The organism is Sulfurimonas sp. HSL-1716, from assembly GCF_039645975.1.
GTDB classification, from domain to species: domain Bacteria; phylum Campylobacterota; class Campylobacteria; order Campylobacterales; family Sulfurimonadaceae; genus Hydrocurvibacter; species Hydrocurvibacter sulfurireducens.
This window is the reverse complement of sequence record NZ_CP147918.1, coordinates 1697179-1721162: the sequence shown is the minus strand read 5'-3', so window position 1 is coordinate 1721162 and position 23984 is coordinate 1697179. Positions and strand designations below refer to the sequence as shown.

Here is a 23984-nt window from a genome sequence, read left to right as displayed (position 1 = left end):
ATGTCCAGACAAAAATCCGGCGTAATCTATATCCTTCCGAATATATTTACCGCTTCTGGTATTTTTGCCGGTGTCATCAGTATCGTAAACTCCATTAACGGAGAGTTCGTAACTGCCTCATGGCTTATTATGCTCGCTCTTATCTTTGACGGTCTGGACGGCAGGGTGGCGCGTCTTACAAACACCTGCAGCAGATTCGGCGTAGAGTTCGATTCTCTTGCCGATCTGGTTGCTTTTGGTGTTGCTCCTTCGATATTGCTTTATATGTATGCCGGTCATGATTATGGAAGAATCGGTATCGTTGCAACCGCGCTATTCGTCATATTCGGAGCGATCCGGCTTGCCCGTTTCAATGTAATGACCTCTCAAGTCGAACCCTCTGTATTTATAGGTGTTCCCATCCCTACCGCAGCTGTTTTCATATCTATTTTGATTCTCTTATTTGAAAAATATGATTTTTTACACCGTTATTTATATGTCCTTTTAGGTCTATCGATGCTCATCTCATTTTTAATGGTCAGCAATATAAGATATCCTAGTTTCAAAAAGCTCAATTTTACAAAAAGATATGCACTGAGATTATTCGTTTTGCTTTTGTGTCTGGCTCTTGGTATCTTCGTCTATCCTATAGAGGGCTTTGCTTTGATATTTGTCGTCTATATCCTTTACGGACTGATAAGAGCGGTCGTAAATATGAATAAAAGGTCTATAAACAGAAAAGAGTAGTTCTTATTTGTCGGGATGCTCTTTTTTGAAAAACAACTCGTTTGTGTCTATACCGAATGTAAAGTAGTTTGACTGAAAACCGCTCTCTTGGATATGTCCGAGCTGTATGACCGCTCCTTTGTTGTTCTTTTGTTCAAGATATAAAAGACCAAGAGCGAACCGGCTCTCCGAATATTCCGGATTTTTCAATTTTGCCAGCTCTAAAAGGGCGATAGCATTTTCATGGTGCCCCGCTGCGATAGAAGCCACCGCTCCGAGAAACAGCGTATGCGCATCGTTTATTTTATAGTCGTCGATCAGCTGGTTGAAGATAGTATAGGCCTGTTCTGCGTCTTTGCTGAAAAGATGCGTTAATGCAAGAGTGTAAAGTATCTCTTCGGGAGACTCTTTCGTGGTGTTTAGTTTTTCCTGCAGTTTGAGCTGCAAAGGATATAGAGTTCCGGTGACAAGAGCCTGCTGCACGTAAAGATATCTGGTTATATAGGGTCCGAAATAAAGGTCTTCGTAGTTGAAATTCTGTTTTTTCATAAAAAACAGCGTTTCTTTTGCATACTCTTTGCTGTCGTCGTTTTTGAATTTACTGTTGCAGTAGATGATCTGAGGCAGTATGTCATGAGGCAGCAGAAAGCTTAGTTTTTGTGCCGATCTCTGCACTATGTCGTTTTTTCCCAATTTGGAGGCGATTATTGCATTTAAAATGAGATAAAGCGGTCTGTCCTGATACGTATTGTTTAACCATTTTGAACTGCCTAAGAGATTGTTTTGTGTTATATTCAGCAGTGCGGTGTAGAGATCTGTGTCCTCTGATGGTTCTTCATGCGAGAGATTATCTTTTAAAATAGATGTAAACTTGTCGTTTTGTTTATGCAGAATCTGTGCGCACATTATGGTAAATATTCCAGAAAGATAGTTGTTTGAATCAAGGTGGTAGGATCTTTTAAAATGCTCGTATGCTTTTTGAATGTCTCCCATCTGTGCATAGGTAAGAGCTAGATTATAATGCAGGATCGAGTGTTTGGGCTGAATCTTTACGAGTGCTTCAAGCTGTTTGTTCGCATCCCTGAGTCTAAATGAGAGAGCCTTTTTTATCGCCTGTGCTATTCCGTAGTTGACGGTAGAAGACGATCTGCTTTTTTCAAGATAATCTTTTGCAGACGAGATATCGTCGATATACATGTTTGCATTTCCCTTCCTGATATAGCTTATCGTGTTGGCGGCATTAAAAACCTTATAGGGAGCGAAATAAAAGATCTCTTCATATTTTATCCATGTTTCATTGTCCATATTTTTTCTAAAATGTGTTTGGGCTACTTCCGTATCGAAAAGAGAATCTTTCAAATAGACTTTGACCGGGTAGGGAATATAGACCTCCTGAGGATACATATCCGTGAGATTGTTTAACTGTTTGGCAGCTTCTTGCAGTTGTCCTGCTTTTATGTTTATAAGAGCCAAAGAAAGCTCTTCGCGTACAGGATAGAGATTTTGAGGGATGGAGCTCGCGAGATGTTTTTTAGCTAACGTTAAATCGCCTATATTTGAGTATAAAAGTCCTAAAGTAAGCGAGTTTTCTTCTACAAAAGGATTTTCAAGAGCATCGATAGCTTCATAATAATTTCCAAACAAAGAGTTGATTTTCGCTTTTAAGATCTGTTTTTGGTATTTGTACTCGTTTGAAGTAGGATGTTCCAATCCGCTTAAAGATTCCAGATAGTTGCCCTTGTAATACTGTATCAGCGCATAGTAGTATGAGTACATAGGAGAGTTTATCTCTTTTGGAAGATATGCAAGGGCGAGGTTTATATAGTATCTAAAGCTCTCTTTTTGATTCAGATAATGCGCGCATACGGCTGCATTAATGGCGCTTACGCATACTTTCTCATTGTTTTTTATCGCTTTTTTAAAGGTCGATAGTGCTTTTTTGTATTGTTTGTCTTTAAGCTGCGCAACACCCAGGTTGTACTGGGAGATCGCTTCGCTGTACAGAGCTATCTGTTCGTACAGGTTCAATGCTTCTTGTTTATTGCCGTTTGTATAGAGGTAATTGGCTTTTGCGATGATTTTTTCAAGCTGGCTTTGTTCGATGACCTTTTTCGGTTTTTCTTTGAGCTTTTTTTCTATAAAATGAACGGCTTTTATTTCGGTTTTATCAGGAGAGCTTCTTAGTAAAAGAAAGATAACAACGCCAATCACTAAAACAGCTGCCGCCGCGCCGCCCAGCAGAAGGATCTTTTTTTGTTTTTCGGATTTTTCGTCACTTTTGACTTCTGAAGCCACATCATCCGAGATAAAATCGGCGCCGCCCGCCGCATCTTCATCTTGAATAATGATTATCTCTTCGTTTTCTTCAGCCATTGTGATCTCATACCTTTAATGTAATAAACATGATTATATTGTATAAGCAATTAAAGTACCAGAAAGAGAATAAAGAACCACATATATATTAAATAATATTTTATTCGGTAGATAAAAATTAACTTTTTTTGATATTTTATCTATTTAGATGAATTAGTAGGGGTTTTGACTAGATTTTTACCTGATTTCATAGTATTATAATGTGAAAACAAAATATAATATTTCTCTGATCATTCTGGGGAGATAAAGGTTTCTGAAATAGATGACTAGAAAAACGACTTATGCAAAGATTACTGCAAAGATCATTTTCATAACAATGCTGCTGACTCTTATGACCGCTTTTATATACGGCCAGTATATGAAAAAAGAGGCTATATCCAGTTTGGCATACGTGGATGCCAAAAAAACCAGTATGTTTGTTTTTGAAACCCTGTATTCCGCAATGCAAAGAGGATGGAACAAGAGCGACATCTATGAGATAATATCAAGACTTAACCGGGTTGACCCGAATATGAGGATCAATGCTTATAGAAGCAAAATAGTCGCGGACCGTTTCGGCGATATCGATATCGACAAGAATGTAAGAGAAACAGAAAGTTCTATCATCAAAGCCATGAGAGGCAAAGAGATACTTGATATTTCACAGGCGGGTGTAATCAAATACAGTTATCCCGTTACTGCGAAAAACGAGTGTATCAAATGTCATACGAATGCAGAGATCGGTGATGTTCTAGGCGTTATAAATGTCGTCTATCCTATCGATAATCTCAAGATATCCCTTGATGAGATGATCAATTTTTTCATAGTGTTTATCATAATCTTTTCCATTGTGATATTTATCGCCATATTTTTTGAACTTAATATCCATTTGATCAAACCCATAAAAAACTTTTCAAACGTTATTAGAAATATAACCAACTCCAAAGATATCACAAAACGTGTAGATGTGTGCGATAACATCGAAGAGATCGATTCTATAAAAGACACCTTCAACGAAATGCTGAGTTCTATCGAGTATCAATTTTATCATGACACTCTTACGGGCTTGGAAAACAGAAAAAAATTGACGGAAAAACTCGAGAAAAAAGTAAATACCTTTTTGATGATCATAAATATCGACTCTTTTCAAGAGATCAACGATCTTTACGGGGATCAGGTCGGAGATGTGATACTAAAAGAGTTCGCTGCATTTTTAATACAATCGGCACCCAAAAAAGGCATTGTATATAGACTGCATTCCGATGAATTTGCTTACCTGTGTCAAGATAAGATCGATCTAGCGGAGTTTAAAGAGTTCGCTGCCGACCTAAGCCAGAAGATATACAAAAAAAGCTTCAATATCGACTCAAAAGGAGAGGTCAGCCTGACTGCAACCATCGGCATATCGTACGGATCCGAAGTGCTTCTGGCAAATGCCGATATCGCTTTGAGTCTGGCAAAAAAGAACAGAAAGAACTATCTTGTATATGAAGAATCGATGGCAATGGCAAAAGAGTATGAAAAAAATCTCAGCTGGACCAAAAGATTGAAAAAAGCGATAGACGAAGACAGGGTGGTACCTTTGTTCCAGCCTATTGTTGACGTAAAAACGCAAAAAATTGTCAAATACGAATCGCTTATACGGATATCCGATCATGAGGGCGGATACATAACCCCGATACATTTTTTAGAACTTTCCAAAAAAAATAAGCTCTATCATAATTTGACGAAGATCATGATAGAAAAAACATTTAAAAAGTTCGAGGATCTTTCCTATTTTGTTTCGATAAACATCTCTGTCGAAGATATCTTGAATAAAGAGATCCATGCTCTGATCCTTGAAAAACTCAAAAACAGCCCTATCAGAGACAGAGTCGTCTTTGAGATCATTGAATCCGAAGGTATCGAGAACTTTAACCAGGTCATAGAGTTCATCGATGACGTTAAACGCTACGGAGCAAAAATATCGATAGACGATTTTGGAACGGGATATTCCAACTTTGAATATCTGATGAAGCTCAAAGTCGATTATATAAAGATAGACGGTTCCATGATAAAAAATATAGATACCGATACCAATTCGCAGATGATCACACAGACGATTGTAGACTTTGCCAAAAAGATGAATATTCAAACGATTGCGGAGTTTGTCTGTTCAAAGGATGTTTTTGACAAGATAGTAGAGCTGGGTGTCGATTATGCGCAGGGGCATCACTTCGGCAAGCCTACGGAACTGTAGTTATTTGAACATAATGATCATTTTGGTCAGCAGTTTTATATCTATACGGTCTTTCATCTTCGTCTTCATCAGTTTTAAAGCATCAAACGTACTTAACTGCTCTTTATAACTTTTTTTGCTTGTCAAAGCATCGAAGATATCGCATATACCGATTATCCGTGCAAAAGGAGGGATCTCTTCTCCTTTCATCTTAAAGGGGTATCCTGCCCCGTTCATCCGCTCATGATGGTGACGGATACCTTGCAGTATATTTTTGTTCTTGATACCGAGTTTTAATGCGATCGTATAACCGAACGCGGGATGTTTTTTCATCTTTTCATACTCTTCGTCATTGAGTTCGCCGTTTTTATTTACAATTTCAGGAGGAATTTTGCTTTTTCCAAGATCGTGTAAGAGTGCCGCTTCGCCTAACTGAGACAAGATATTCGGTTTGAGTCTTAAAAAAGCTCCAAGGCTGAGTGAATAGATCGCTACGTTAATGGAGTGCGTATGGATGTAGTAGTCCTGTGTAGCGACGCTCATTAATGATTTGATGGTAAAATCTTCTGCCGTAACCGTTTCTATGAGTTCGTTTACCACCTCTTTACATGTTTCATAATTGGATACATCGTCGGGATCTTCGAAAAGTTTGTTTAATATCGCAGCGGCGTTTTTGTACATACTTGCCGATTTTTCCGTAAAACTGACATTTTTTATGGAGGAATCCGCGGGTAGAAGTGTTTTGCATATCAGCTGGTAATTCTTATATTTGGACTCGTCTATATAAAAAGTCTCGACAGTATCGATAATCGATTTGTCATCACTTGTAAGGGCTGTTCCGTTTTCCTTGAAGCATCTCATATCCTCATTCGCATCGGAAGGAATAAGAATATCAAATTCAAACTGCATTCCCTCTTTAAGAATGCTTTTGTCGATGGGAACGTATTTGACGGATGTCATCGCAATTTCCTTTTTATCTTGTCTCTAGTACGGCGCGGATATCGTCGTTTGTCAGACTTGAAAAATCAACGGTTTAATTATAGCAAAGTGTTCGTTTATATTGACTCAGTTCGAATGATGTACGGCTGCAAATAGAGCGCTGCTTATTTAAACATGGTGATCATTTTATTAAGCAGGTTTATATCGATGTGGTCTTTCATGTTTATCTTCATCAATTTCAACGCATCGAACGTTGTCATAGGGTTTTTATAACTTCTTCTCGTCGTCAAAGCGTCAAAAATATCACATATGCCGATTATGCGGGCATACAGAGGGATCATTTTGCCTTTCATTTTGGATGGATATCCGGATCCGTCTATTTTTTCATGATGGTGTCTTATGCCGTTGAGTATGTTTTTGTTTTTTATACCCAGTTTCATCCCGATCGCATATCCAAGATTTGGATGTTTTTGTATCTCCATGAACTCATCTTCGGTGAGCTTGCCTTTTTTATTTATGATAGCCGGATTTATTTTACTTTTGCCAAGATCGTGCAAAAGAGCCGATTCACCGAGTTCCGAGAGCGCTTCTTGCGATAATCCGATATATGAACCCAGGCTCAGGGCATAGATGGCGACATTTATGGAATGGGTATGGGTATAGTAGTCATGTTCGGCAATGCTCAAGAGTGATTTGATGGTAAATCCGTCATCGAGAATAGTCTCTACTATCTCATTTACGACCTTTTTGCAGACATCATAATTAGCGAGTGTTTCGGGATTCATAAAAAGATCATTTAAAACGGCGGAAGCGTTTTTGTATATACTCGCTGATTTTTCTTCAAAGCTTATATAAGTTGACTGGGTTTGAGATTCTAAAATATTTTTATAGAACTCTTCATAATACGAATATTGAGATTCTTCGACATACAAGGTGTTTATGGTGTCGATGACGTTTTTTTCGTCATTTGTTATGAGCGAACCGGTCCTTTTAAAACATTCCACTTCTTTATCGGTATCTGCCGAGACAAACAGGTCAAATCCGACTATCATCCCTTCGTCAATCACATTTTTATCGATGGGAATGTATTTTGTGGTACTCATAACGAGAGACGTCCTTTGAAACAAATGATAACATTATATAATAAAAAGGTAAAAATGAAAACTCCAGCGGGTATTTGGCTCTTATATTGAAAAGAGGGGATTATCGGGATCTAACGCACAGTGAATGATTTTTTTCGCATTTGTCGCTGGAAGATATGTAGCCGTTTGGCATATAGACTGTGAATGCGTTGATGTCGTCTTGAGGATTTTCCTCGCCGCTCCAAAACAGATGATCACTCAAATGTAAAAAAACTTTTTTTGCTTCTTTGGATTTTGCAAGAGCGGAAAGTTCCTCTTTTGTAGGCAGCCTCCAGTCGTTAAAACCCGATAGATGAAGTCCCTGACAATGTGCTTTTTGCATTTTCCATATAGCGTCGTTTTCCTCCATATCTGCCGTGTCTTGCCACTGCAGATGATGTTTAATGTCGATCACGCTGTTCTTGCTCCTTATCAAGTCGCCTGCAAATACAAACGTACTTGAGAGTAACAAGAACATTAAAGCTTTAAGCATTTTATTTTTTCCATCTCTCTTTTACTTTATCCATCATCATAGCAAAATCTTCTTTAGGCAGAAACCCGTCGATCTCAAGCAGTATCTTGTTTCGCTTAGGATCGATGAACAAAACCTTTGGACTGATATGCGCTTGATATTTTTGCGAAGGAAAATGTTTTTTCTCCAGGTCTTTGTCCACGATGACTGCCACAACCTCATTTTTAAGCCGAGATTGTATCGTATCCGAAGCAAGGGTGTTCTTTTCAAGTCTTCTGCACCATGGACAATCCTGTTTGGTCAAAACAAGCATAACGGGCAGATCCAGATGCTTGGATTTTTTTAGCGCCGTAGCATAATCTCTTTCAAAACCTGTTTTCTTTGCAAAATCGTCAAGCTCAGATGCAAAAAGTGAAAAACCTAAAAATAATAGCGTTAAGATCAATTTCATTACATGTACCTCTCAAGTATGTCGGGAATGGTAATGCTCCCGTCTTCGTTTTGGTAGTTTTCCATGATAGCTACCATCGTACGTCCTACTGCCAATGATGAACCGTTTAATGTATGAACAAGCGTATTTTGCTTGCCGTCTTTAAAACGGATCTTTGCACGGCGTGCCTGAAAATCCCTAGTATTTGATACGGAACTTATCTCTCTGTATTGCCCTTGACCCGGAAGCCAGACTTCAAGATCTACCGTTTTTGCCGCGCCAAAACCGAGATCTCCGGTACAAAGCGTTACGAGTCTGTGCGGAAGTCCGAGGGCTTCGAGCAGATCCGATGCACATGCAACCATATCGTCAAATATTTTGTCGCTTTCATCCGGCTTGGTGATAGCTACCAGTTCGACTTTGTGAAACTGATGCTGTCTGATGATTCCTCTGACGTCGCGTCCTGCACTTCCGGCTTCTTTTCTAAAACATGCGGTGTGTGCGGTCATCTTTATCGGGAGCTCATCAGAAGGGATGATCTCATCCTGATAAAGATTTGTAAGCGGAACTTCGGAGGTAGGGATAAGATAGAGTTCGTCATCCTCTATTTTGTAAAGGTCTTCTTCAAATTTAGGAAGCTGCCCCGTGCCCTCCAGTGCGCTGCGGTTGACAATCTGCGGGACGCTGACCTCTTTAAATCCGCGTTTTTCGTTGAAATCAAGCATAAAGTTTATAAGTGCACGCTCCAATTTCGCACCCACGCCGCCGATGACGCTAAATCTGCTTTTTGCAAGCTTGACGCCGCGCTCAAAATCGATCCAACCGTTTTGTTCTGAGAGTTCCCAATGCTCTTTTGGTTTAAAGTCAAACTCTCTTGGTGTGAGGATCTTTTTTATCTCGACATTGCTCTCTTCATCTTCACCGTCGGGTACGTCGGCATCTGGAAGGTTCGGTACTGCCATGGCACGTTTGACAAGGGTTTCTTCGGCTTCTCTTTGAACATCGAGGAGTTCTGTGACCCTTATCTTGTTAGCGTCCACTTTTTCTTTGAGTTCGGTTATATCTTTGCCTTCGCGTTTGTAGACGCCAAAGAGCTTGCTCATCTCGTTTTGCGCCGCCTGCGCAGCTTCATAGGCAGTTTTCGCCTCTTTTAAAGTTTCGTTCTTGGCTTTGAGATCGGCAAGTATCTCTTCGTCGACCCCTTTTCTTTTAAGTTGTACAGAAATATTGTCAAAATCTTTTTGAAGCAGTTTTAAATCTATCATTTTTTCCCTTATAAAATAAACTTTTAAACGTAAAATGAGCAAAGCCCATTTCACTACGCTAGCCGCTTAGGCACTAAAGCTTGCCTTTTTAAGGCAGATAAAATTTACAGTAGTATCTCTTTGGCGATCTCAAACTGGTTCGCCGTCATCAGATGAATCTTCGGATGTATCTCTTTTATCGATTCGAAAAGCTCTTTACTCAGTTCAAATCCCACTTTATACTCCTCTTGGGGAGAGATCTCGTTTGCGCGTCTGAGCTTTTCTATCCAGATGTCGGGAACGTTGATGCCCGGTACATGCGAAGCCAAGAACTGTGCGGTCCTGAGTTTTGTGATCGGAAAGATTCCGAGGATCAGCGTCGCATCTGCTTCTTCGATACAGCACTCTTTTTTTGCTTTTTCCATCAGTTCCAAAAGCAGTTTCGTATTTTCTGTGTCATAAACCGGCTGGGTAATGATACCAAGAGCGCCTTTTGCCAGTTTTTTCTGCATCTTTTTTTGGAGTGTCTTGGGATTTTTCGCATAGGAGTTCACTACTCCAAACGGGTAGATGGTCTCAGGCTTGACGCTAAAAGGTTTTCCTGCGTAGTCGATAGAGGAGTTAAAGCATGAGATGATATCGAGCAAAAGGGTGCTGTCGCTCTCAAAGACGCCTTTTACATGGGGTTGATCGGAGAGTTTTGCAGGGTCACCGGTAAGAGCGAGTATGGCTCTGATGTCGGCTTCGTTCGCACCCAGCAGATCGGACTGAAGGGCGATGATGTTTCTGTCTCTCATAGTCATCGTTGCGATAACGGGTTTGTTAAATCTCTCTTGAAGCATCTTTGCGGCAAAAAGAGAGTTGTATTTTAGTTTTGCCAAAGGATTGTCCGTCGTGCTGAATCCGTCGACAAGATCTGCGAGTCCAAGAGATTCAAGACGCTCTATCACCGTTGAGAACCTTGGAGAGTGTCCTGGTGTAGTCTCAAGCGTGATATAGGTCGAATTTTTCAATTTATCTAAAAGCTCTGTAAACAAATATATTCCTAAGATAAGAGGTTTGGGCAAACTCTATTGTATAATTGCGTAATTATAACTAAAGTGAGTGAAATTTGAAGTTAGCTGTGTTTGATTTTGATTCGACATTGATGGATGGCGAGACGATAGACTTTTTTGCCAGGGAACTCGGCATCGGAGAAAGAGTCGCGACTATTACCGAACGCGCCATGAACGGCGAGATAGATTTTTTTGAAAGTCTTCAAGAAAGAGTTTCTCTTTTAAAAGGACTTCCGTATAAAAAAGTCGAAGAGATCAGCCATTCGCTGCCATATATGAACGGTGCGGTCGAAACGATAAAAGAGTTGAAACAGCGCGGCATGAAAGTAGTCTGCTTTAGCGGTGGTTTTAGAACGGCTACAACGTATGCGAAAGATATTCTCGGATATGATGCGGATTTCTCGAATGCGCTTCATCATAAAGAGGGTGTATTGACGGGCTTGGTCGGCGGTGATATGATGTTTAACTTTTCAAAAGGCGATATGCTGGTACGTTTGCAGAACCTGCTTGGTGTAAACGAAGAGGAGACGATGGTCGTGGGCGACGGAGCGAACGATCTGTCAATGTTTGCCCATGCAGGTACGCGTGTCGCGTTTTGTGCAAAAGAGATACTTAAAAAAGAATCGACGATCATAATCGATACAAAAGATCTGACAAAGATACTAGAGAAGATATAAGGAAAAAGATGTTAGAAAATTCGGTATGGAAGCAGTATCATGAGGATATGTCCATAAGAGAAGTGATAAGCAGGTTTTATGAAGTCGATCCGGCTTTGATAATAGATGATGAAAAAGAGCTGTACGCACTCTTAAAAAGAAAACTCACGAAAAAAGAGCTGAGACTTTTTACGATGGACAGTGCAAACGTTTCGGATAAGAAGATGATGGAGTTTTTTGAAGTAGATGCCAAAGAACTGAGCGTTATGAAAGACAAACTGTATAAAAAGATGCGTCAAGACAAATTGAGATATCCTCTCAGGATGAAACAGTTCAGCCAAAGCAGGTATTCCGAAGAGTAACTTTATCTAACTGCGGTTGATGAAAGCGATGATCAAACATATCCAAGGATAACGCTCTTAGACATGTTTGAGCGAGACTATTTTTTAATATACGCCTTTATGATCTCTTGGCGCTCCAAAGGTCTGTCTCCTCCGTATCTTCCCGAAGTAGGAACCTTGTTTAATTTCATAAGCGCGTCCATAGAACCGACGACATGACCAAAGATAGTGTGATGTCCGTTGAGCCAAGAGGTTCTTGCAGTCGTGATAAAAAACTGGCTTCCGTTCGTGTTTGGTCCTGCATTTGCCATTGCCAGCACCCCCGCGTCATCAAAAGCATATCCTGGTTTGAACTCGTCTTTAAAAGGTTTTTTCCATATAGATTCCCCTCCGCGGCCCGTTTCAGTCGGATCTCCGCCTTGGATCATAAAATCGCGTATGATTCTGTGAAAAGCCACATGATCGTAATAACCCTCTTTTATATGGGTCATAAAATTTTCAACGGCTTTCGGTGCGGCATCGGGATAGAGTTCAAGCTCTATATTGCCCTGTGTCGTTTGAAGTACGGCTATCGGGTTGCCTGCCATAAGATAAGAAAAGCTCAGCAGCAGCGAGAGTAGGATTTTTTTCATAGTTTCGTTCTCCGTATTTTTTTGGGCATTATATCAAATAAGCGGTATAAATAAAAAAATTATCCGATGGAAAATACTTTGAAGATCATCTCTCTTTAAATTCCAGGCAAACCGAGTTTATGCAGTATCTAAGCCCTGTAGGCATAGGACCGTCGGCAAAGACATGCCCCAAATGTGCATCGCATTTAGAGCATTTCACTTCGACTCTTGTCATGCCGTATGAGGTGTCTTTTTCTTCGACAACGGCTTCGTCTCGAACAGTTTCATAAAAACTTGGCCATCCCGTTTTTGAATCGTATTTTGTGCTGCTGTCAAAGAGTTCTTGGCCGCAGCAGATACATCTGTAAATGCCATCACCCTTAAAATCATAAAACTTGCCGCTAAAAGGCGCTTCTGTTCCATGCGCTCTGCACACTTCGTATGCTTCGGCAGACAATTGTTCTTTCCACTCTTTGTCTGTTTTAGATATCTTTTGCATCCATTTTTCCTATAAGCTTATTGTCTTGGTCATATATTACAAATGTTTTTTTACCGGCTCTTGAAAATATAAAATTTATGATATTCGTCTCTATATCTTTAGGATCAAATATAAATACATAATCTCTTGAAAAACCGAATATCTCATCGTAGTTGGCTATAAGGATATGGCCTAATTCCTGATTGTTTATAGTCTCAAACGGATCTAAGATCACTGGTACGTCTTCGACAAAAGAGTGCAGATCTTCAAGAATTTTATATCTGTCGTCGTCTTCTGTAGTTATTATGAGAATATCTTTAGGAAGAACACCTTTTTCTAAAAGTCTTCGTATATTCACAAATGTCAAAGCATATGGGTTGCCGTTTAAGAGCTCTATCGTAGATTGAGCTCTGTAGTTGTTGTTTAATGAGAATCTGTATGTTTTTAATTCGTCGTGATTTTCAAAAATCACAGTATCTTTTTTCAGGCTTGTCAGATAATCCAAAAAACTTTTATTGAGCATTGAAGCATTGTCTACAAGAATATAGTCCGTTTTTTTATTTTTAAAATCATGTGTCGTAATAACCGAAATCTTTGAAAAGTCGACTTCGACGATAGAGTGCTCTACCAGATATAAAAGTTTCTGCTTAAAAAGTTCACAAGCGATATTCGTCGGTTCAATAATACAGATATTTTTTTCTTTGTTCAGCAGGTGCTCGTATACGGCTTTTAAAAGAATAGTGCTTGTTTTTCCCGAACAGTCTTTTGCCGATATAAAGTTTATACCGCGAAAATCATGACGTATGATCGCATTTTGATCGTCGGAGGTTATCTGTATGGAGTGATCTTCACAGATGATAGTATTTTGGACGAATAGAGTCGAGATGATACTATTGATATCTAAAATATCATGTTTTTTGTCAGAAACACCGAAGAGCTTCTCTTTGATCTCATTTACGGAATCGGAACTAAAAAGCGTTCTGCTTTGAGGTATCAACTCATGAAATGAGCTGTCGAGACGTTCAAACTCCTCTTTTGTAAGGTTTTCCATCAGAACGAAGTTAAATATATCGGCTCCATCGTTGTTAAGAATCTCGTTGAACCTTCTTTTTATATACTTTTGTTTCGATTCAAAAGCAAGGGAGTTTTTTGAAGAATCCTGCTGCGATGATTTGGCAGCTTTAAGGCTTTTTATCTCATTGTAGCACCACGTCTTATACTCAAAGATATATATGCCTCTTTTAGGATCTACGACCAACAGCGGAATATCCAGTATATCCGCATGATGAAAGATCTTGGCGTCTTTGAAAATATAAAGCGAATTTTCATGTGCGCACTCTTGTACTTTGTTTACCAATATGGAATCAGGTACTTTGAGCAAATTTTTGTTTTTAGGAAAAAGATTTGAAAAGAGAGAGGAAAACATTTTATGACTTCATAAGAGATTTGTATGACAAGGTTAATATTTCATAAAATACTAAACTAATCATACGAAGATGACAATGCCGCTATATCAGCGGCATTAAAAAAAGAGTTATTTGCCAGCAGAGATACGGTCTTTAAGACCTTTTCCAGCTTTAAATTTAGGAACCATTTTATCTTGAGTAGTATAAGTTTTGTTAGTACCAGGAACTTTACCACTTTTTCCTTTTTGAAGAGCAGCACCAAAACTACCAAATCCGACAAGAGATACATCTTCTTTAGCAACCAACGCTTCCGTTACAGCTTCTGTGAAAGCTTTTATTGCATTTTCAGCTTCAACTTTAGTTTTGTAGCTACCACTTTTTTGAACTAATTCAACGAATTGTGCCTTATTCATTCATCCACCCTTAATTTATTTGAAGATCGCGATGCACTGTAAATGGCCCTAAAAGTATAGTATTAAAGGCACTTACTAGTGATTCAGCTAGCTATACTTTATAATTTATTTGCTTAAATTTTTCTTCTTTCTTACATAATTTGTAAATAATTGTGATATTTTAGTTAATTTAGTACTCTTTTTTAGTTTGAAACTAAGCATTTTAGGCTTAAACACATTCTTGTCCACCAGTAAAAACGAGGATAAATAGGTACTTATGGAGTGTTTTGTTTTATCTACATGAATTGAATTAAACACATCCTCAAGTCCGCTTTTCTCTTTTTCGGTTAATGTATTCATCTTAATTGTCTCCAAGCTTATTTATTTTTCTGACTACTCTTATGATCTCATCGTCTTCCAAATATCCTAACATCTTGATAACGGCTGCCGAGGCCTGAGGCTTTGTATTTCCAAGCCTCCAGTCCTGATATGTTCTCATAGGTATGCCTAATTTTTTAGCCATATCTTTTTGAGATATCTTTTTACCGTTGTACCGAGCTTCGACGGCATTGTGAAGAATATTAAACAGATCGATGATTTCCATAGCCACTATTATACAGATTAAAGCTTAAATTATACGAAAATAAATATAAAAAACTATATTAATAGTATAAAATATACATTTAATAGAATTAATTATAATGAAATAAGTATATTATAATGTATTAAAAGTATATTGTATACGGAAAAACGTATTTAATTTATAAAAAAAATTCTGAAGAGATTTTAAAAAATTTCAATCGATGCAGTTTTGTCGAAGTTCTAAGATTAAAAGAGAGAAGGGGGCAGAAGCGTCAGATATTTTTTGTGACACCTACCGGATAAAGTGTTACTTTTTCATCATCGAGTTTGATATAAAATTTCTCGTACTGTTTTGGGGAGGTTTTATAGAGTATCTCATCTTTGTCGGAGAAAACGAATTTGATTATATTAAGACCGCGCAGAGGATTCTTTATACTGATAGAAGCCTTTAACGAAGAGCTTATTATCTGCTCTTTTTCATGTTTTAACTCGTCGATCTTCTCCTCTATGGATGCAGCGGTGTTGTTGTCACTTTTTAGAGCATCTTCGAGTTTGAACTTCAGATCGTCTATATCGGCATCTATTAAAGATATCTGACTTGTAACGACTGGAATCTTTCTGTAGTCGATGATAAAGCTGTTGTCTTCTCCGGTGACAAGCCTTACCGTTATCGAATTGGAAGCATAAACGGTGACATTGTTTTTGACATGATCTATGACCACGTCCCTGGCATAGATACTTCCTCCAAGACAAGTTCCCACTTCGGCATAAGATGCATGTACTTTACCGCCTTCAAGAAGTGTTATCTCTGCTTTGTTGCATCTTAAGGTGCCTTTATGTCTGTTGATCTTTGCATTTTTTGCGAATATGTTGGAGTCTTTGTGGGTTGCTCCGTCTATGACGAGATCTGTGGCTTCTAGCAAAGATTTACTGCCTGTATGACCGTTGATATGTATACGCTCGGAGACGATCTCCGCACCTTCCCCGACGCTGTCCCTTGTTATATCGTTTTGAGCGACGACTACCTCTATCTCATTGTCTTCATCGTCTGTTATCTTGGATTGGATACGGTTTATCTTATTTACTTTCACGACGTTGCTGACGGCGATCTTCCCGTCGTTATAATCCACAAAACCTTTTTTTCTGCTTTTTAAAATAAGCATGTTGTCTTTTTCAACCGTATATATAGATTCGTCGTCTATCTGCAGATCAAAACTTTTTGCTTCGAGATCACCGTGTTCTATCAGTTTTCCATAGCAGTTAAAACCATTGGAGCCGTATATCGGTTTTCTATATTCCAAAATGATCTCGTCTTTATCGACCTCTATGAGCTGATGATCGGGAGAGGTTTTGTTCTTAAATATCAGATTTATGGAACTCTGCATCGAAAGTTCGGGTTCTATCCCTTCAAAGAGCTGTATTTTGACAGGTTTTACAAATTTTCCCGCATACAGATGTCTGACAAACTTTTTAAGATCTTCAAGCATTTTGTTATGATGGAAATTGACAAGAATTCTGTTTTTGGCTTTGATCTTGTTGAGTTCGCTTATCAACAGTACATAGAGCTCTTTGGGCTTTATCGTTTTATACGGAATATGCGATGTCGGAAGAACGATAAGTTTGGGATGTGTTTTGAACTCATCGAAATTGATCTTATATTCAAGTTTTATGGTACATTCATGTGCTATGAACAGAGTTATTTTATAGACTTGGTTGATGTTTATCTTGTCTTTTACTACATTGTTTATATCTTGTGAATACTGTTTATAATGATCATCCGGTATTTTTGTGTAGCTTTCGTCACTGGGGTACTTTACATATGTGACGGTGCCCTCCAGACTAAAATCACAGCTGTCGAGAGGTGTATAGTTATCCGATGCAAACTCTTTGAGTAAGGAATCGATATTTCTTGTTAGTGTCGGTTTTTGCATCTATTCTCTGAATAATGGTATCTTAGTACTTTAAGAGATCTGAATAGTCATATTTCGCAAAATCCAGATAGATCTTTCCGTTTTGCTCAATGACTCGTATGTCATGCTCTCTTGCATCTAAAAATCGTCTTTTGATGATCTTTCTTTGATACGGTTCTATGTCCAATGTCTTTAGATAATGTTTCAGTTCTACAAATGAAAAATTGTCGTCGATAGAAGCATTTATCGTATCAAGTTCGCTAAGGCTTACTTCATGTACGGTCTCGGTCTTTTGTTCGAGTAAGAATTTTTTATTGATAAGCTCGAGTATGGTTTTAAGCTGTTCGTCTTTTGAGGCATAGATAGTCTCTATCCTGTCTCTCTCATCCCTAAGCATCTGCTCTTTGTCGTCTACAAGAGAGTCTATCTTCTTTTCCAGCTCTTTTATCTTCTGTTTAAGCTGAGCGTTCTCTCTTTGATATAGCGACAAGATCATGCCAACCGTCGTTTTTTTAGTGGTTATGTTCGAGGCTGTTTCCTGTGATTTTTTTTGCATGTTGTGCTGATGAATCTCTTCTCTTTTTTCCTGATCGAGCGAACTTCGTGTCACTATGATATAAGTCGTACCGTTTTCAATGATGTAATTTAGTTTTTTAGACCGCAGTTTTGAGTTTATCATCTCTTTGGACATTTTAAACTGTTTTGAATATTCATCAATTGTAAAACGCATTTTAGTTCCTTACATTAAAAGAGAGTTGAAATTCGTATTTGGCGGATTAATTATACCAGAGTGTCTTAGCCAAACGAGATAAGTAGCCCTTATTTTACCATGTTTATCCTCAAATTCCTGTAAAGAGCTGCGTTTTAGTTCTCTTTCAATCATAAGCTCTTCAAAATCGGGATGAAAACTCAAAAATTTTTCAAACGAGTCAAAAGCGGCTTTTGAAGCGATGAGAGCCGAGGGACTCACATTTTTTATCTGCAGATATCTTGAACAGTCGTTTAATCCGTCACCGATAAAGTTCGTGTGCCCCAGTATGTCCGTAAACGGATAAACCTCTCCCGCATGAACTGCTACTTTTACTCCCGTGAATTTTTTGTTTCTTTTGATGATCATCTCTGAAAAATAGATAAAATTGAGTCCGAGTATGACTCCGTAGCCTTTTAGCCTCGGATTTAAGATGCAGTAAAAACCGTCGCCGGTAGGGACGATGCCTTCGATCATTTTACTAAAGCTCATTTGCGAATTGTTCAGCAGTGTTCGTATCATCTTGGAGTAGCTTTTTGTCAAATAGGTAATGATCTCAAGCTGCTCTTTTGACGTGTTGTGCGAAAAACCGATTATATCGATAAGGACGATATCAGTGTTGCTAAATTTTTTATTTGTCATATATTCCAAACTTTAAACAATAATGTGGATTGTATCGAGAACTATCTTTAATTAGATATAATTTTACACAAGAATTATTAAGGAAACCGCTTTATGAGAAATTTCGTTTTGATTTGTATGCTTTTTTTTGTTAACATAAGTGCTAAAACAACCGAAGAATTTATAAAAGAGTTTAAAAATAAAAAATATGACATTGTCTGTACCGACGGACTGAAGCAATATTACGGCGGCCGTCAGGACGAGCTGTTCATTTCGATGGTGGGTATCGCCTGTGCAAACATAGACAATATCAACCCTCTCGGTACGATGCAGTCGAAACTGGTTTCAACGAAAGAATCCAGAGAGACGGCGTCTTATTTCGCTTCTTTGCTGCTCTCAAAACGTCTTATCTATCAGTTCATGATTGACGACATCTCTTTAAAAGCGCTGCAGCTGCCCAAATCAAACCATATTTTATCTTTCGTTTTCGAGCATCTTGGAAGCGGAAATTTCGTATATATCAATAAAAATCCTAAGATGATAAAGATAGACGACGGAGGAAAAAGCGTTCTTCTGTCCGTCTCGGACGATGAAGTAAAAAAGGTGCTGATAGATGAATACAAGGGTGCGACGCTTATTAAGCGCCACTGGTTTCAATAAGCAGATCCGAACCTGACAGAGCGATGATGAAAAAAGATAAAGTCTTTACAAAACCGATAGAAAAACAGTTTGAGTTCGACGAGGATGTCGCAGCCGTATTTGACGATATGCTCTCCCGTTCGGTTCCGTTTTACAAAGAATCTCAGGAGATCACGAAACATTTCACCAGCCGGCATCTTAAAAACGGTTCGATTGTCTACGATCTGGGCTGTTCGACCGCTTCGACGCTTTTGAGCATAGAAAGAGATCTCTCAAAAGAGAGAGTCCGCCTCATTGGCATAGACAACTCAAAAGCGATGCTTGAGCAGGCAAAGAAAAAGATAGATGCCTTTGATTCGGATATAGAGGTTCTCGAAGGCGACATATTGGAGTTCGATTATCAAAAAGCCGATGTTTTTATAAGTAACTATACCCTGCAGTTCGTTCGTCCGCTGGTGCGTGAAAAACTGATAAGAAAGATTTGCGGCAGTCTCAACGAAAACGGGGTGTTTATATTCAGTGAAAAGATAATAAGCGAACATAAGCTTCTCAATAAAGAGCTGATAGACTATTATTACGATTTTAAAAAAGAGCAGGGCTATTCCCAATATGAGATCATGCAAAAGCGGGAAGCTTTAGAGAACGTTTTGATCCCCTACAGTGAGTCAGAAAACATAAAAATGGCAAAAGAGTGCGGCTTTTCTCATTGTGAGGCGGTATTTAGATGGGGGAATTTCGCGACTTTCATCGCTATAAAATAGATATGGCAGTAAAACCTACCAGACGTTTCCGGTCGGTTTCTCCTCTTTCTTTTTAAATATTTTTTTCACGTCTTCATATTCTATTATATTTTTATCGCAATCTTTATGGTAATACCCTTTTGAATCGTAATACTCGTTGCAGTCATTATAGTATTTTGCAGATATCCCGCGTCTGTTGACGCATCCGGTAAACAACAGAGCCGACAGAGTAAATAATAAAACGGATACTTTTAACATAAAAGAGATTGTATCTAAAATATCGTTAGTAGCCAATAGTTTTCCCTAAATTATCGATAAAAAATTCTTTAAGAAAATTGTAATGAAAATAGTTATAGACTGTTAAAATGAGTTGTTTTTCAAATAATAATATTAGCTATAAAACTGTTTTTGAACATATTCCCGCTGCCAGTTTTATAGCGAAATTAAAGCGAGATCCCGACCTTTCGGTCGATGATCTGCATTTTAACAAAGCTTTTATGCAAAAATTTAACACTCTTGAAACAGACCTTTTTTCCGATACTCTGATAAACGATAAATTAAATTTTGCGGTGCGAAACAGCTTTGAGACGACTGCTCCTCAGTATTTTGAACATACCCTAAAAAACAGAGATCTGCTAATACATCTCCGCATAGCCGTAGATACGCTGTGTATGAACGAAACGGAGTTTGTAACGGGGATCATAGAAGATATCAGCGCACATGTGGATACCACAAGAAAGATGCACAGTCAAAATAAAGAACTTCAAATCCTAAACTATGAACTTACGTCATCAAAGATATTGATAGATAAGTACATACCTATATCCATTACGGATTTAGACGGTGTAATAACCGACTGTAACGAAGCTTTTTGCAATCTTACGGGTTTTACAAAAGAGGAAGTTCTAGGCAAAAAGCACAATATTTTAAAAGATGAGCAGACACCGCAGAAAGTATACAAAAATTTTTGGGACATAATTGTCAACAACGAGACATATATAGGAGAACTGAAAAACAGAAAAAAAGACGGTACTCCGTTTTGGATACGTACGCGGGTTCATCCCAAATATGAAAAAGACGGAACAAAAGTGGGATATATATCGGTGAGAGAAGATATAACCAATACGAAACATCTGGAGGAAAAAGCTTCGATGGATATGCTCACAAGAGTGTTCAATAGAAATAAATTCAATGATTTCATAGCAAAATCGATGGCTGAGTTTCATAGATATTCCAAAGTGTCTTCGCTGATCATATGCGATATAGATCATTTTAAAAACGTAAATGACAGATACGGACATCTTATAGGCGATGAGATACTCAAAGAGGTGGCTTTTGAGATAAAATCCTCTTTAAGAGACAGTGACGTCTTAGGAAGATGGGGCGGAGAAGAGTTTATCATACTTCTTCCAAACACATCCGAGAAAAATGCATTTCTTGTCGCGAACAAAATTTTAAAAGCCGTTGCACAAAGAAGGTTCAGCGTTGTGGAAAATATCACTATAAGCTGCGGCGTCAGTGAAGTATCCAAAAGAGACACCTTGAACGTTTGGTTCAAAAGGGTGGACGACGCGCTTTACAAAGCAAAAGAGGGCGGGCGCAATACGGTTGTCTGTATCTAAGTTATTTGGGTTTAAAGCTTTCGGTACTTTTACAGAACTCTTTTAAAAAACATTTTGTATCGCATTTGGGATTTTTAGCGGTGCAGATGTATCTGCCAAAAAGAACCATCCCCTGATGCAGCGCATGAAGGTCGTTTTTGAATTTTCTTACCAGCGTTGCTTCCGTTTTTGACGCTGTGTCGTCGCGGCTGAGACCAAGCCGGTGCGAAACTCTGAAAACATGTGTGTCGACTGCCATAAGATTTGCTTTCGTGTACTCTATCATAACGACATGTGCCGTTTTTTGCCCGACGCCGGCCAATGTCATAAGATCTTTTTCATTAAGAGGGATCTCTCCGTTATAGACTTCGACCACGCGTTTTGCCATATTGACAATATTTAGGGCTTTGTTGTTAAAAAACGAGCAGCTTCTGATCAGTTCTTTTACTTCGTCGATATCGGCGGATGCCAAAGTCCGGGCATCGGGATATCTTTTAAAAAGCTCAGGGGTTATGATATTGACTCTTTTGTCCGTACATTGTGCCGAAAGCGCTACGGCGACGACAAGTTCGTAGGCGTTGTCGTAACGGAGTTCTGTTACGGCATCGCTGTAGTGTTCTAAAAAAATTCTATGTATCTCTTGGATCTCTTTTTTTGTGGCTGTTTTCATAAATATAATTTTATCGAGATAAAATAAAAAGACTACATTTTTTAGTTAGAATATGATAGAATAGTTTGAATCCCTTTAATCATAAGGATATGTGATGTCTGTTTTTGATTTATTCTCAAAACTTTTCAATAAAGAGGAAGAGGCTGTTTCAGCTTCGAGTTTTTTGGACGGACAGGAAGTCGTAAACAAAAATCTTTTTTATAAACTTTTGGATCTCAATGACTCTATCATCCTTTTTTTTAATAAGAAAAACGGATATATCGGTGCGAACAACTCTTTTTTTAAAGTTTTCGGATTTGAGCATATAGATGATTTTAGAAACAATTATGAGAGTATAAGAGAGCTTTTTGTATCTGAAGCAGAAGAGATATTTACAGAAGACGACAAGAGCTGGATGGACTATATCCGCATCCATAATAAAGCGGGATATCGGGTAAAAGTACGATCCAAAGAGGAAAAGGTTTTGGAGCTTGTGGCAAAAAACACGGTCTTTAAAGAAACCGGTCAGGAGCTGTATATTTTAGAGCTCAAAAACATCACGGAACTTGAAAATGCAAAAGCCAAAGCCAGCGAGATCGACGCGTTAAAAACGAAGATACTTTCAAATATAGGGCATGAGTTCCGTACACCGATGAACGGAATACTCGGATTTTTATATCTGCTGGAAAAAACCGGTCCAACCCCAAAACAGGCAGAATATCTCAAAATGACGAACAGCTCCGCAAGAAGCTTGATGTCCAATATCGAGACGCTTCTCGATCTGGCACAGATGCAAAGCGGCAGATTAAGCGTAAGCAAAACAGAGTTCTCTCTGGTTCACGATATGCAGGAGATCGCAAAATATTTTACCGAGGACGGGGTCGATAAAGGGATAAACGTCAGTTTCTTCATAGACTCGAAGCTTCCCGAAACTATAGAGGGCGACATCCATAAAATAAGGCAGATAATAAACAATCTGGTACAAAACGCCATAAAGTTCACGCCAAGGGGCGGAAAGGTCATGGTCGATATCAAACTGCTCAAAAAGCTTCCTCATGGAGCTTGCAGCGTTGCATTCAGTGTTAAAGACAACGGTAAAGGAATATCTGCGAGCAGGTTATCCGAGATCACGCAGCCTTTTATATCCTCAGAAGAGGCGGATCAAAGACTGGGAGTCGGGCTCAGCCTCTCTTACGGACTCATTCATCTTTTAGGCGGCGAGCTCAAGATTCAAAGCGAAGAGGGAAGAGGTTCGATATTTAACTTTTCATTGGATTTTGAGAAATACAGCGGACAGTCGTTTAAAATAGCGGTGCAAAAAAATGTGAAAGTATTGCTTTTGGATGATGCAAAAATAGACGATGCCAACCTTTTGACGTCGTACTTGCGCTCCTTTTCTCTCGGGGTTACAAAGGTCAATAGTATAGATCAAAACATATATGAAGACACGGATGCGCTTTATATTGTTGCTTCGCAGGACAAATCTTCATGGCTTATGGAGCTGGGAACGCATAATAAAAAAGCTCCTGTCATATTTTTGCTCGATATCGGCGAGACGCTGCAGACGAAGATGACGCATGTGATCGATGAGGTCATAACAAAACCTCTGCTTCCTTCGAGCGTATCGGAGCATCTGGATAAAATATTTTTACAAAAGCCGGCAGAAGAAAAAACATCCAAACGGATGAGAGCGGATATTCAAGCGCTGGTTGTTGAAGACAACCTGATCAATCAGAGGCTTATCAAGATCCTGCTGCAAGAGTATAATATCCGCGTGGTAACCGCTTCAAACGGACAAGAAGCGGTAGATATCTGTAACAACAAGGATTTCGATATCGTCTTTATGGATATCGATATGCCCGTAAAAAACGGGGTCATGGCAACAAGGGAGATCAAAGAACATCTGCGCAGCAACGGACACACGATGCCTATTATCGCAGTCACTGCACTGGCCATGGAAGGTGATAGGGAAAAACTGCTTTCCGAGGGGTTGGATGATTATTTGTCCAAACCTCTTACGCGAAATAAACTGGATCTTATTTTAAATAAGTATCTCTCAGAAATGATGGTGTAA

General features: G+C 38.9%; 25 protein-coding genes. 8 read left to right on the top strand and 17 right to left on the bottom strand.

Annotated features, from left to right (window positions below):
• On the top strand, positions 1-726 hold the full coding sequence (gene pssA, locus WCY03_RS08740; protein ID WP_345992128.1) for a CDP-diacylglycerol--serine O-phosphatidyltransferase: 726 nt from the start codon (positions 1-3) through the stop codon (positions 724-726).
• A gap of 3 nt (positions 727-729) precedes the next feature.
• On the opposite strand, the gene WCY03_RS08735 is transcribed toward pssA, so the two are convergent.
• Entirely contained in the window at positions 730-3078 is a 2349-nt protein-coding gene (locus tag WCY03_RS08735; RefSeq protein ID WP_345992126.1) for a tetratricopeptide repeat protein, read from the bottom strand.
• Positions 3079-3340: 262 nt separating this feature from the next.
• Between WCY03_RS08735 and WCY03_RS08730 the strand changes: the two genes are divergently transcribed.
• Positions 3341-5296: an EAL domain-containing protein gene (locus WCY03_RS08730; RefSeq protein ID WP_345992124.1), complete on the top strand. Its 1956-nt coding sequence runs from the start codon at positions 3341-3343 to the stop codon at positions 5294-5296.
• Here the strand turns inward: WCY03_RS08730 and WCY03_RS08725 are convergent, their stop codons facing one another.
• From WCY03_RS08725 to WCY03_RS08700, 6 genes are all read right to left on the bottom strand, one after another.
• Entirely contained in the window at positions 5297-6235 is a 939-nt protein-coding gene (locus WCY03_RS08725) for an HD domain-containing phosphohydrolase (protein ID WP_345992122.1), read from the bottom strand. It abuts the gene before it with no gap.
• Between the two features lie 143 nt (positions 6236-6378).
• Positions 6379-7317 (bottom strand): HD-GYP domain-containing protein, encoded by a 939-nt coding sequence (locus WCY03_RS08720; protein ID WP_345992120.1) that lies wholly within the window; start codon positions 7315-7317, stop codon positions 6379-6381.
• Positions 7318-7417: 100 nt separating this feature from the next.
• On the bottom strand, positions 7418-7828 hold the full coding sequence (locus WCY03_RS08715; protein ID WP_345992118.1) for a DUF1566 domain-containing protein: 411 nt from the start codon (positions 7826-7828) through the stop codon (positions 7418-7420).
• 1 nt (position 7829) lies between these two features.
• Positions 7830-8258: a thioredoxin fold domain-containing protein gene (locus WCY03_RS08710; RefSeq protein ID WP_345992117.1), complete on the bottom strand. Its 429-nt coding sequence runs from the start codon at positions 8256-8258 to the stop codon at positions 7830-7832.
• Positions 8258-9502 carry a serine--tRNA ligase gene (serS, locus tag WCY03_RS08705; protein WP_345992116.1) on the bottom strand — a complete coding sequence of 415 codons (1245 nt, stop codon included), beginning with the start codon at positions 9500-9502 and terminating at the stop codon, positions 8258-8260. Before serS ends, WCY03_RS08710 begins: the two co-directional genes overlap by 1 nt.
• Positions 9503-9606: 104 nt before the next feature.
• Positions 9607-10518, bottom strand: coding sequence for a methylenetetrahydrofolate reductase (locus WCY03_RS08700; protein ID WP_345992115.1), 912 nt, complete (start codon positions 10516-10518; stop codon positions 9607-9609).
• A gap of 74 nt (positions 10519-10592) precedes the next feature.
• On the opposite strand from WCY03_RS08700, the gene serB reads away from it, so the two are divergent.
• Together serB and WCY03_RS08690 are read left to right on the top strand one after the other, a co-directional pair.
• Positions 10593-11213 carry a phosphoserine phosphatase SerB gene (serB, locus tag WCY03_RS08695; protein WP_345992112.1) on the top strand — a complete coding sequence of 207 codons (621 nt, stop codon included), beginning with the start codon at positions 10593-10595 and terminating at the stop codon, positions 11211-11213.
• 8 nt (positions 11214-11221) lie between these two features.
• On the top strand, positions 11222-11554 hold the full coding sequence (locus WCY03_RS08690) for a hypothetical protein (protein ID WP_345992110.1): 333 nt from the start codon (positions 11222-11224) through the stop codon (positions 11552-11554).
• A 77-nt stretch (positions 11555-11631) separates the two neighbouring features.
• Here WCY03_RS08690 and WCY03_RS08685 read toward each other — a convergent pair whose 3' ends face one another.
• The 8 genes from WCY03_RS08685 to WCY03_RS08650 all read right to left on the bottom strand — a co-directional run bounded on the left by WCY03_RS08685 (position 11632) and on the right by WCY03_RS08650 (position 18302).
• Positions 11632-12165: a peptidylprolyl isomerase gene (locus tag WCY03_RS08685; RefSeq protein WP_345992109.1), complete on the bottom strand. Its 534-nt coding sequence runs from the start codon at positions 12163-12165 to the stop codon at positions 11632-11634.
• 85 nt (positions 12166-12250) lie between these two features.
• The gene (gene msrB / locus WCY03_RS08680; protein ID WP_345992108.1) at positions 12251-12643 is read right to left on the bottom strand and encodes a peptide-methionine (R)-S-oxide reductase MsrB; all 393 of its coding nucleotides are present in this window, start codon (positions 12641-12643) and stop codon (positions 12251-12253) included.
• Positions 12627-14003, bottom strand: a complete 1377-nt coding sequence (locus tag WCY03_RS08675) for a hypothetical protein (protein WP_345992106.1) — start codon at positions 14001-14003, stop codon at positions 12627-12629. The genes msrB and WCY03_RS08675 overlap by 17 nt, the downstream gene beginning before the upstream one ends.
• Before the next feature lie 153 nt (positions 14004-14156).
• On the bottom strand, positions 14157-14441 hold the full coding sequence (locus WCY03_RS08670) for an HU family DNA-binding protein (RefSeq protein WP_345992104.1): 285 nt from the start codon (positions 14439-14441) through the stop codon (positions 14157-14159).
• 340 nt (positions 14442-14781) lie between these two features.
• The gene (locus tag WCY03_RS08665) at positions 14782-15024 is read right to left on the bottom strand and encodes a helix-turn-helix transcriptional regulator (RefSeq protein ID WP_345992102.1); all 243 of its coding nucleotides are present in this window, start codon (positions 15022-15024) and stop codon (positions 14782-14784) included.
• Between the two features lie 250 nt (positions 15025-15274).
• Complete coding sequence (locus tag WCY03_RS08660) at positions 15275-16933, bottom strand: hypothetical protein (protein WP_345992100.1); 1659 nt, start codon at positions 16931-16933, stop codon at positions 15275-15277.
• A gap of 22 nt (positions 16934-16955) precedes the next feature.
• Entirely contained in the window at positions 16956-17642 is a 687-nt protein-coding gene (locus WCY03_RS08655; protein ID WP_345992098.1) for a hypothetical protein, read from the bottom strand.
• A 9-nt stretch (positions 17643-17651) separates the two neighbouring features.
• Positions 17652-18302, bottom strand: a complete 651-nt coding sequence (locus tag WCY03_RS08650; RefSeq protein ID WP_345992096.1) for a hypothetical protein — start codon at positions 18300-18302, stop codon at positions 17652-17654.
• 93 nt (positions 18303-18395) lie between these two features.
• On the opposite strand from WCY03_RS08650, the gene WCY03_RS08645 reads away from it, so the two are divergent.
• Positions 18396-18941: a hypothetical protein gene (locus WCY03_RS08645; protein WP_345992094.1), complete on the top strand. Its 546-nt coding sequence runs from the start codon at positions 18396-18398 to the stop codon at positions 18939-18941.
• A 26-nt stretch (positions 18942-18967) separates the two neighbouring features.
• Complete coding sequence (gene cmoA, locus WCY03_RS08640; RefSeq protein ID WP_345992093.1) at positions 18968-19681, top strand: carboxy-S-adenosyl-L-methionine synthase CmoA; 714 nt, start codon at positions 18968-18970, stop codon at positions 19679-19681.
• A 15-nt stretch (positions 19682-19696) separates the two neighbouring features.
• On the opposite strand, the gene WCY03_RS08635 is transcribed toward cmoA, so the two are convergent.
• Positions 19697-19918 carry a hypothetical protein gene (locus WCY03_RS08635; protein WP_345994075.1) on the bottom strand — a complete coding sequence of 74 codons (222 nt, stop codon included), beginning with the start codon at positions 19916-19918 and terminating at the stop codon, positions 19697-19699.
• A gap of 107 nt (positions 19919-20025) precedes the next feature.
• Between WCY03_RS08635 and WCY03_RS08630 the strand changes: the two genes are divergently transcribed.
• Positions 20026-21282 carry a diguanylate cyclase gene (locus WCY03_RS08630; protein WP_345992091.1) on the top strand — a complete coding sequence of 419 codons (1257 nt, stop codon included), beginning with the start codon at positions 20026-20028 and terminating at the stop codon, positions 21280-21282.
• 1 nt (position 21283) lies between these two features.
• Here the strand turns inward: WCY03_RS08630 and nth are convergent, their stop codons facing one another.
• Positions 21284-21931, bottom strand: a complete 648-nt coding sequence (gene nth, locus WCY03_RS08625) for an endonuclease III (RefSeq protein WP_345992089.1) — start codon at positions 21929-21931, stop codon at positions 21284-21286.
• A gap of 94 nt (positions 21932-22025) precedes the next feature.
• On the opposite strand from nth, the gene WCY03_RS08620 reads away from it, so the two are divergent.
• A complete protein-coding gene (locus WCY03_RS08620) occupies positions 22026-23984 on the top strand; it encodes a response regulator (RefSeq protein ID WP_345992087.1) in 1959 nt (652 codons plus the stop codon).

Excerpts from the sequence above, each read along its gene's own strand:
- pssA (WP_345992128.1), top strand. The coding sequence starts at position 1 with ATGTCCAGACAAAAATCCGGCGTAATCTATATCCTTCCGAATATATTT.
- WCY03_RS08735 (WP_345992126.1), bottom strand. The coding sequence starts at position 3,078 with ATGGCTGAAGAAAACGAAGAGATAATCATTATTCAAGATGAAGATGCG.
- WCY03_RS08730 (WP_345992124.1), top strand. The coding sequence starts at position 3,341 with ATGACTAGAAAAACGACTTATGCAAAGATTACTGCAAAGATCATTTTC.
- WCY03_RS08725 (WP_345992122.1), bottom strand. The coding sequence starts at position 6,235 with ATGACATCCGTCAAATACGTTCCCATCGACAAAAGCATTCTTAAAGAG.
- WCY03_RS08720 (WP_345992120.1), bottom strand. The coding sequence starts at position 7,317 with ATGAGTACCACAAAATACATTCCCATCGATAAAAATGTGATTGACGAA.
- WCY03_RS08715 (WP_345992118.1), bottom strand. The coding sequence starts at position 7,828 with ATGCTTAAAGCTTTAATGTTCTTGTTACTCTCAAGTACGTTTGTATTT.
- WCY03_RS08710 (WP_345992117.1), bottom strand. The coding sequence starts at position 8,258 with ATGAAATTGATCTTAACGCTATTATTTTTAGGTTTTTCACTTTTTGCA.
- serS (WP_345992116.1), bottom strand. The coding sequence starts at position 9,502 with ATGATAGATTTAAAACTGCTTCAAAAAGATTTTGACAATATTTCTGTA.
- WCY03_RS08690 (WP_345992110.1), top strand. The coding sequence starts at position 11,222 with ATGTTAGAAAATTCGGTATGGAAGCAGTATCATGAGGATATGTCCATA.
- WCY03_RS08685 (WP_345992109.1), bottom strand. The coding sequence starts at position 12,165 with ATGAAAAAAATCCTACTCTCGCTGCTGCTGAGCTTTTCTTATCTTATG.
- msrB (WP_345992108.1), bottom strand. The coding sequence starts at position 12,643 with ATGCAAAAGATATCTAAAACAGACAAAGAGTGGAAAGAACAATTGTCT.
- WCY03_RS08670 (WP_345992104.1), bottom strand. The coding sequence starts at position 14,441 with ATGAATAAGGCACAATTCGTTGAATTAGTTCAAAAAAGTGGTAGCTAC.
- WCY03_RS08665 (WP_345992102.1), bottom strand. The coding sequence starts at position 15,024 with ATGGAAATCATCGATCTGTTTAATATTCTTCACAATGCCGTCGAAGCT.
- WCY03_RS08660 (WP_345992100.1), bottom strand. The coding sequence starts at position 16,933 with ATGCAAAAACCGACACTAACAAGAAATATCGATTCCTTACTCAAAGAG.
- WCY03_RS08655 (WP_345992098.1), bottom strand. The coding sequence starts at position 17,642 with ATGCGTTTTACAATTGATGAATATTCAAAACAGTTTAAAATGTCCAAA.
- WCY03_RS08650 (WP_345992096.1), bottom strand. The coding sequence starts at position 18,302 with ATGACAAATAAAAAATTTAGCAACACTGATATCGTCCTTATCGATATA.
- WCY03_RS08645 (WP_345992094.1), top strand. The coding sequence starts at position 18,396 with ATGAGAAATTTCGTTTTGATTTGTATGCTTTTTTTTGTTAACATAAGT.
- cmoA (WP_345992093.1), top strand. The coding sequence starts at position 18,968 with ATGAAAAAAGATAAAGTCTTTACAAAACCGATAGAAAAACAGTTTGAG.
- WCY03_RS08635 (WP_345994075.1), bottom strand. The coding sequence starts at position 19,918 with ATGTTAAAAGTATCCGTTTTATTATTTACTCTGTCGGCTCTGTTGTTT.
- WCY03_RS08630 (WP_345992091.1), top strand. The coding sequence starts at position 20,026 with ATGAGTTGTTTTTCAAATAATAATATTAGCTATAAAACTGTTTTTGAA.
- nth (WP_345992089.1), bottom strand. The coding sequence starts at position 21,931 with ATGAAAACAGCCACAAAAAAAGAGATCCAAGAGATACATAGAATTTTT.
- WCY03_RS08620 (WP_345992087.1), top strand. The coding sequence starts at position 22,026 with ATGTCTGTTTTTGATTTATTCTCAAAACTTTTCAATAAAGAGGAAGAG.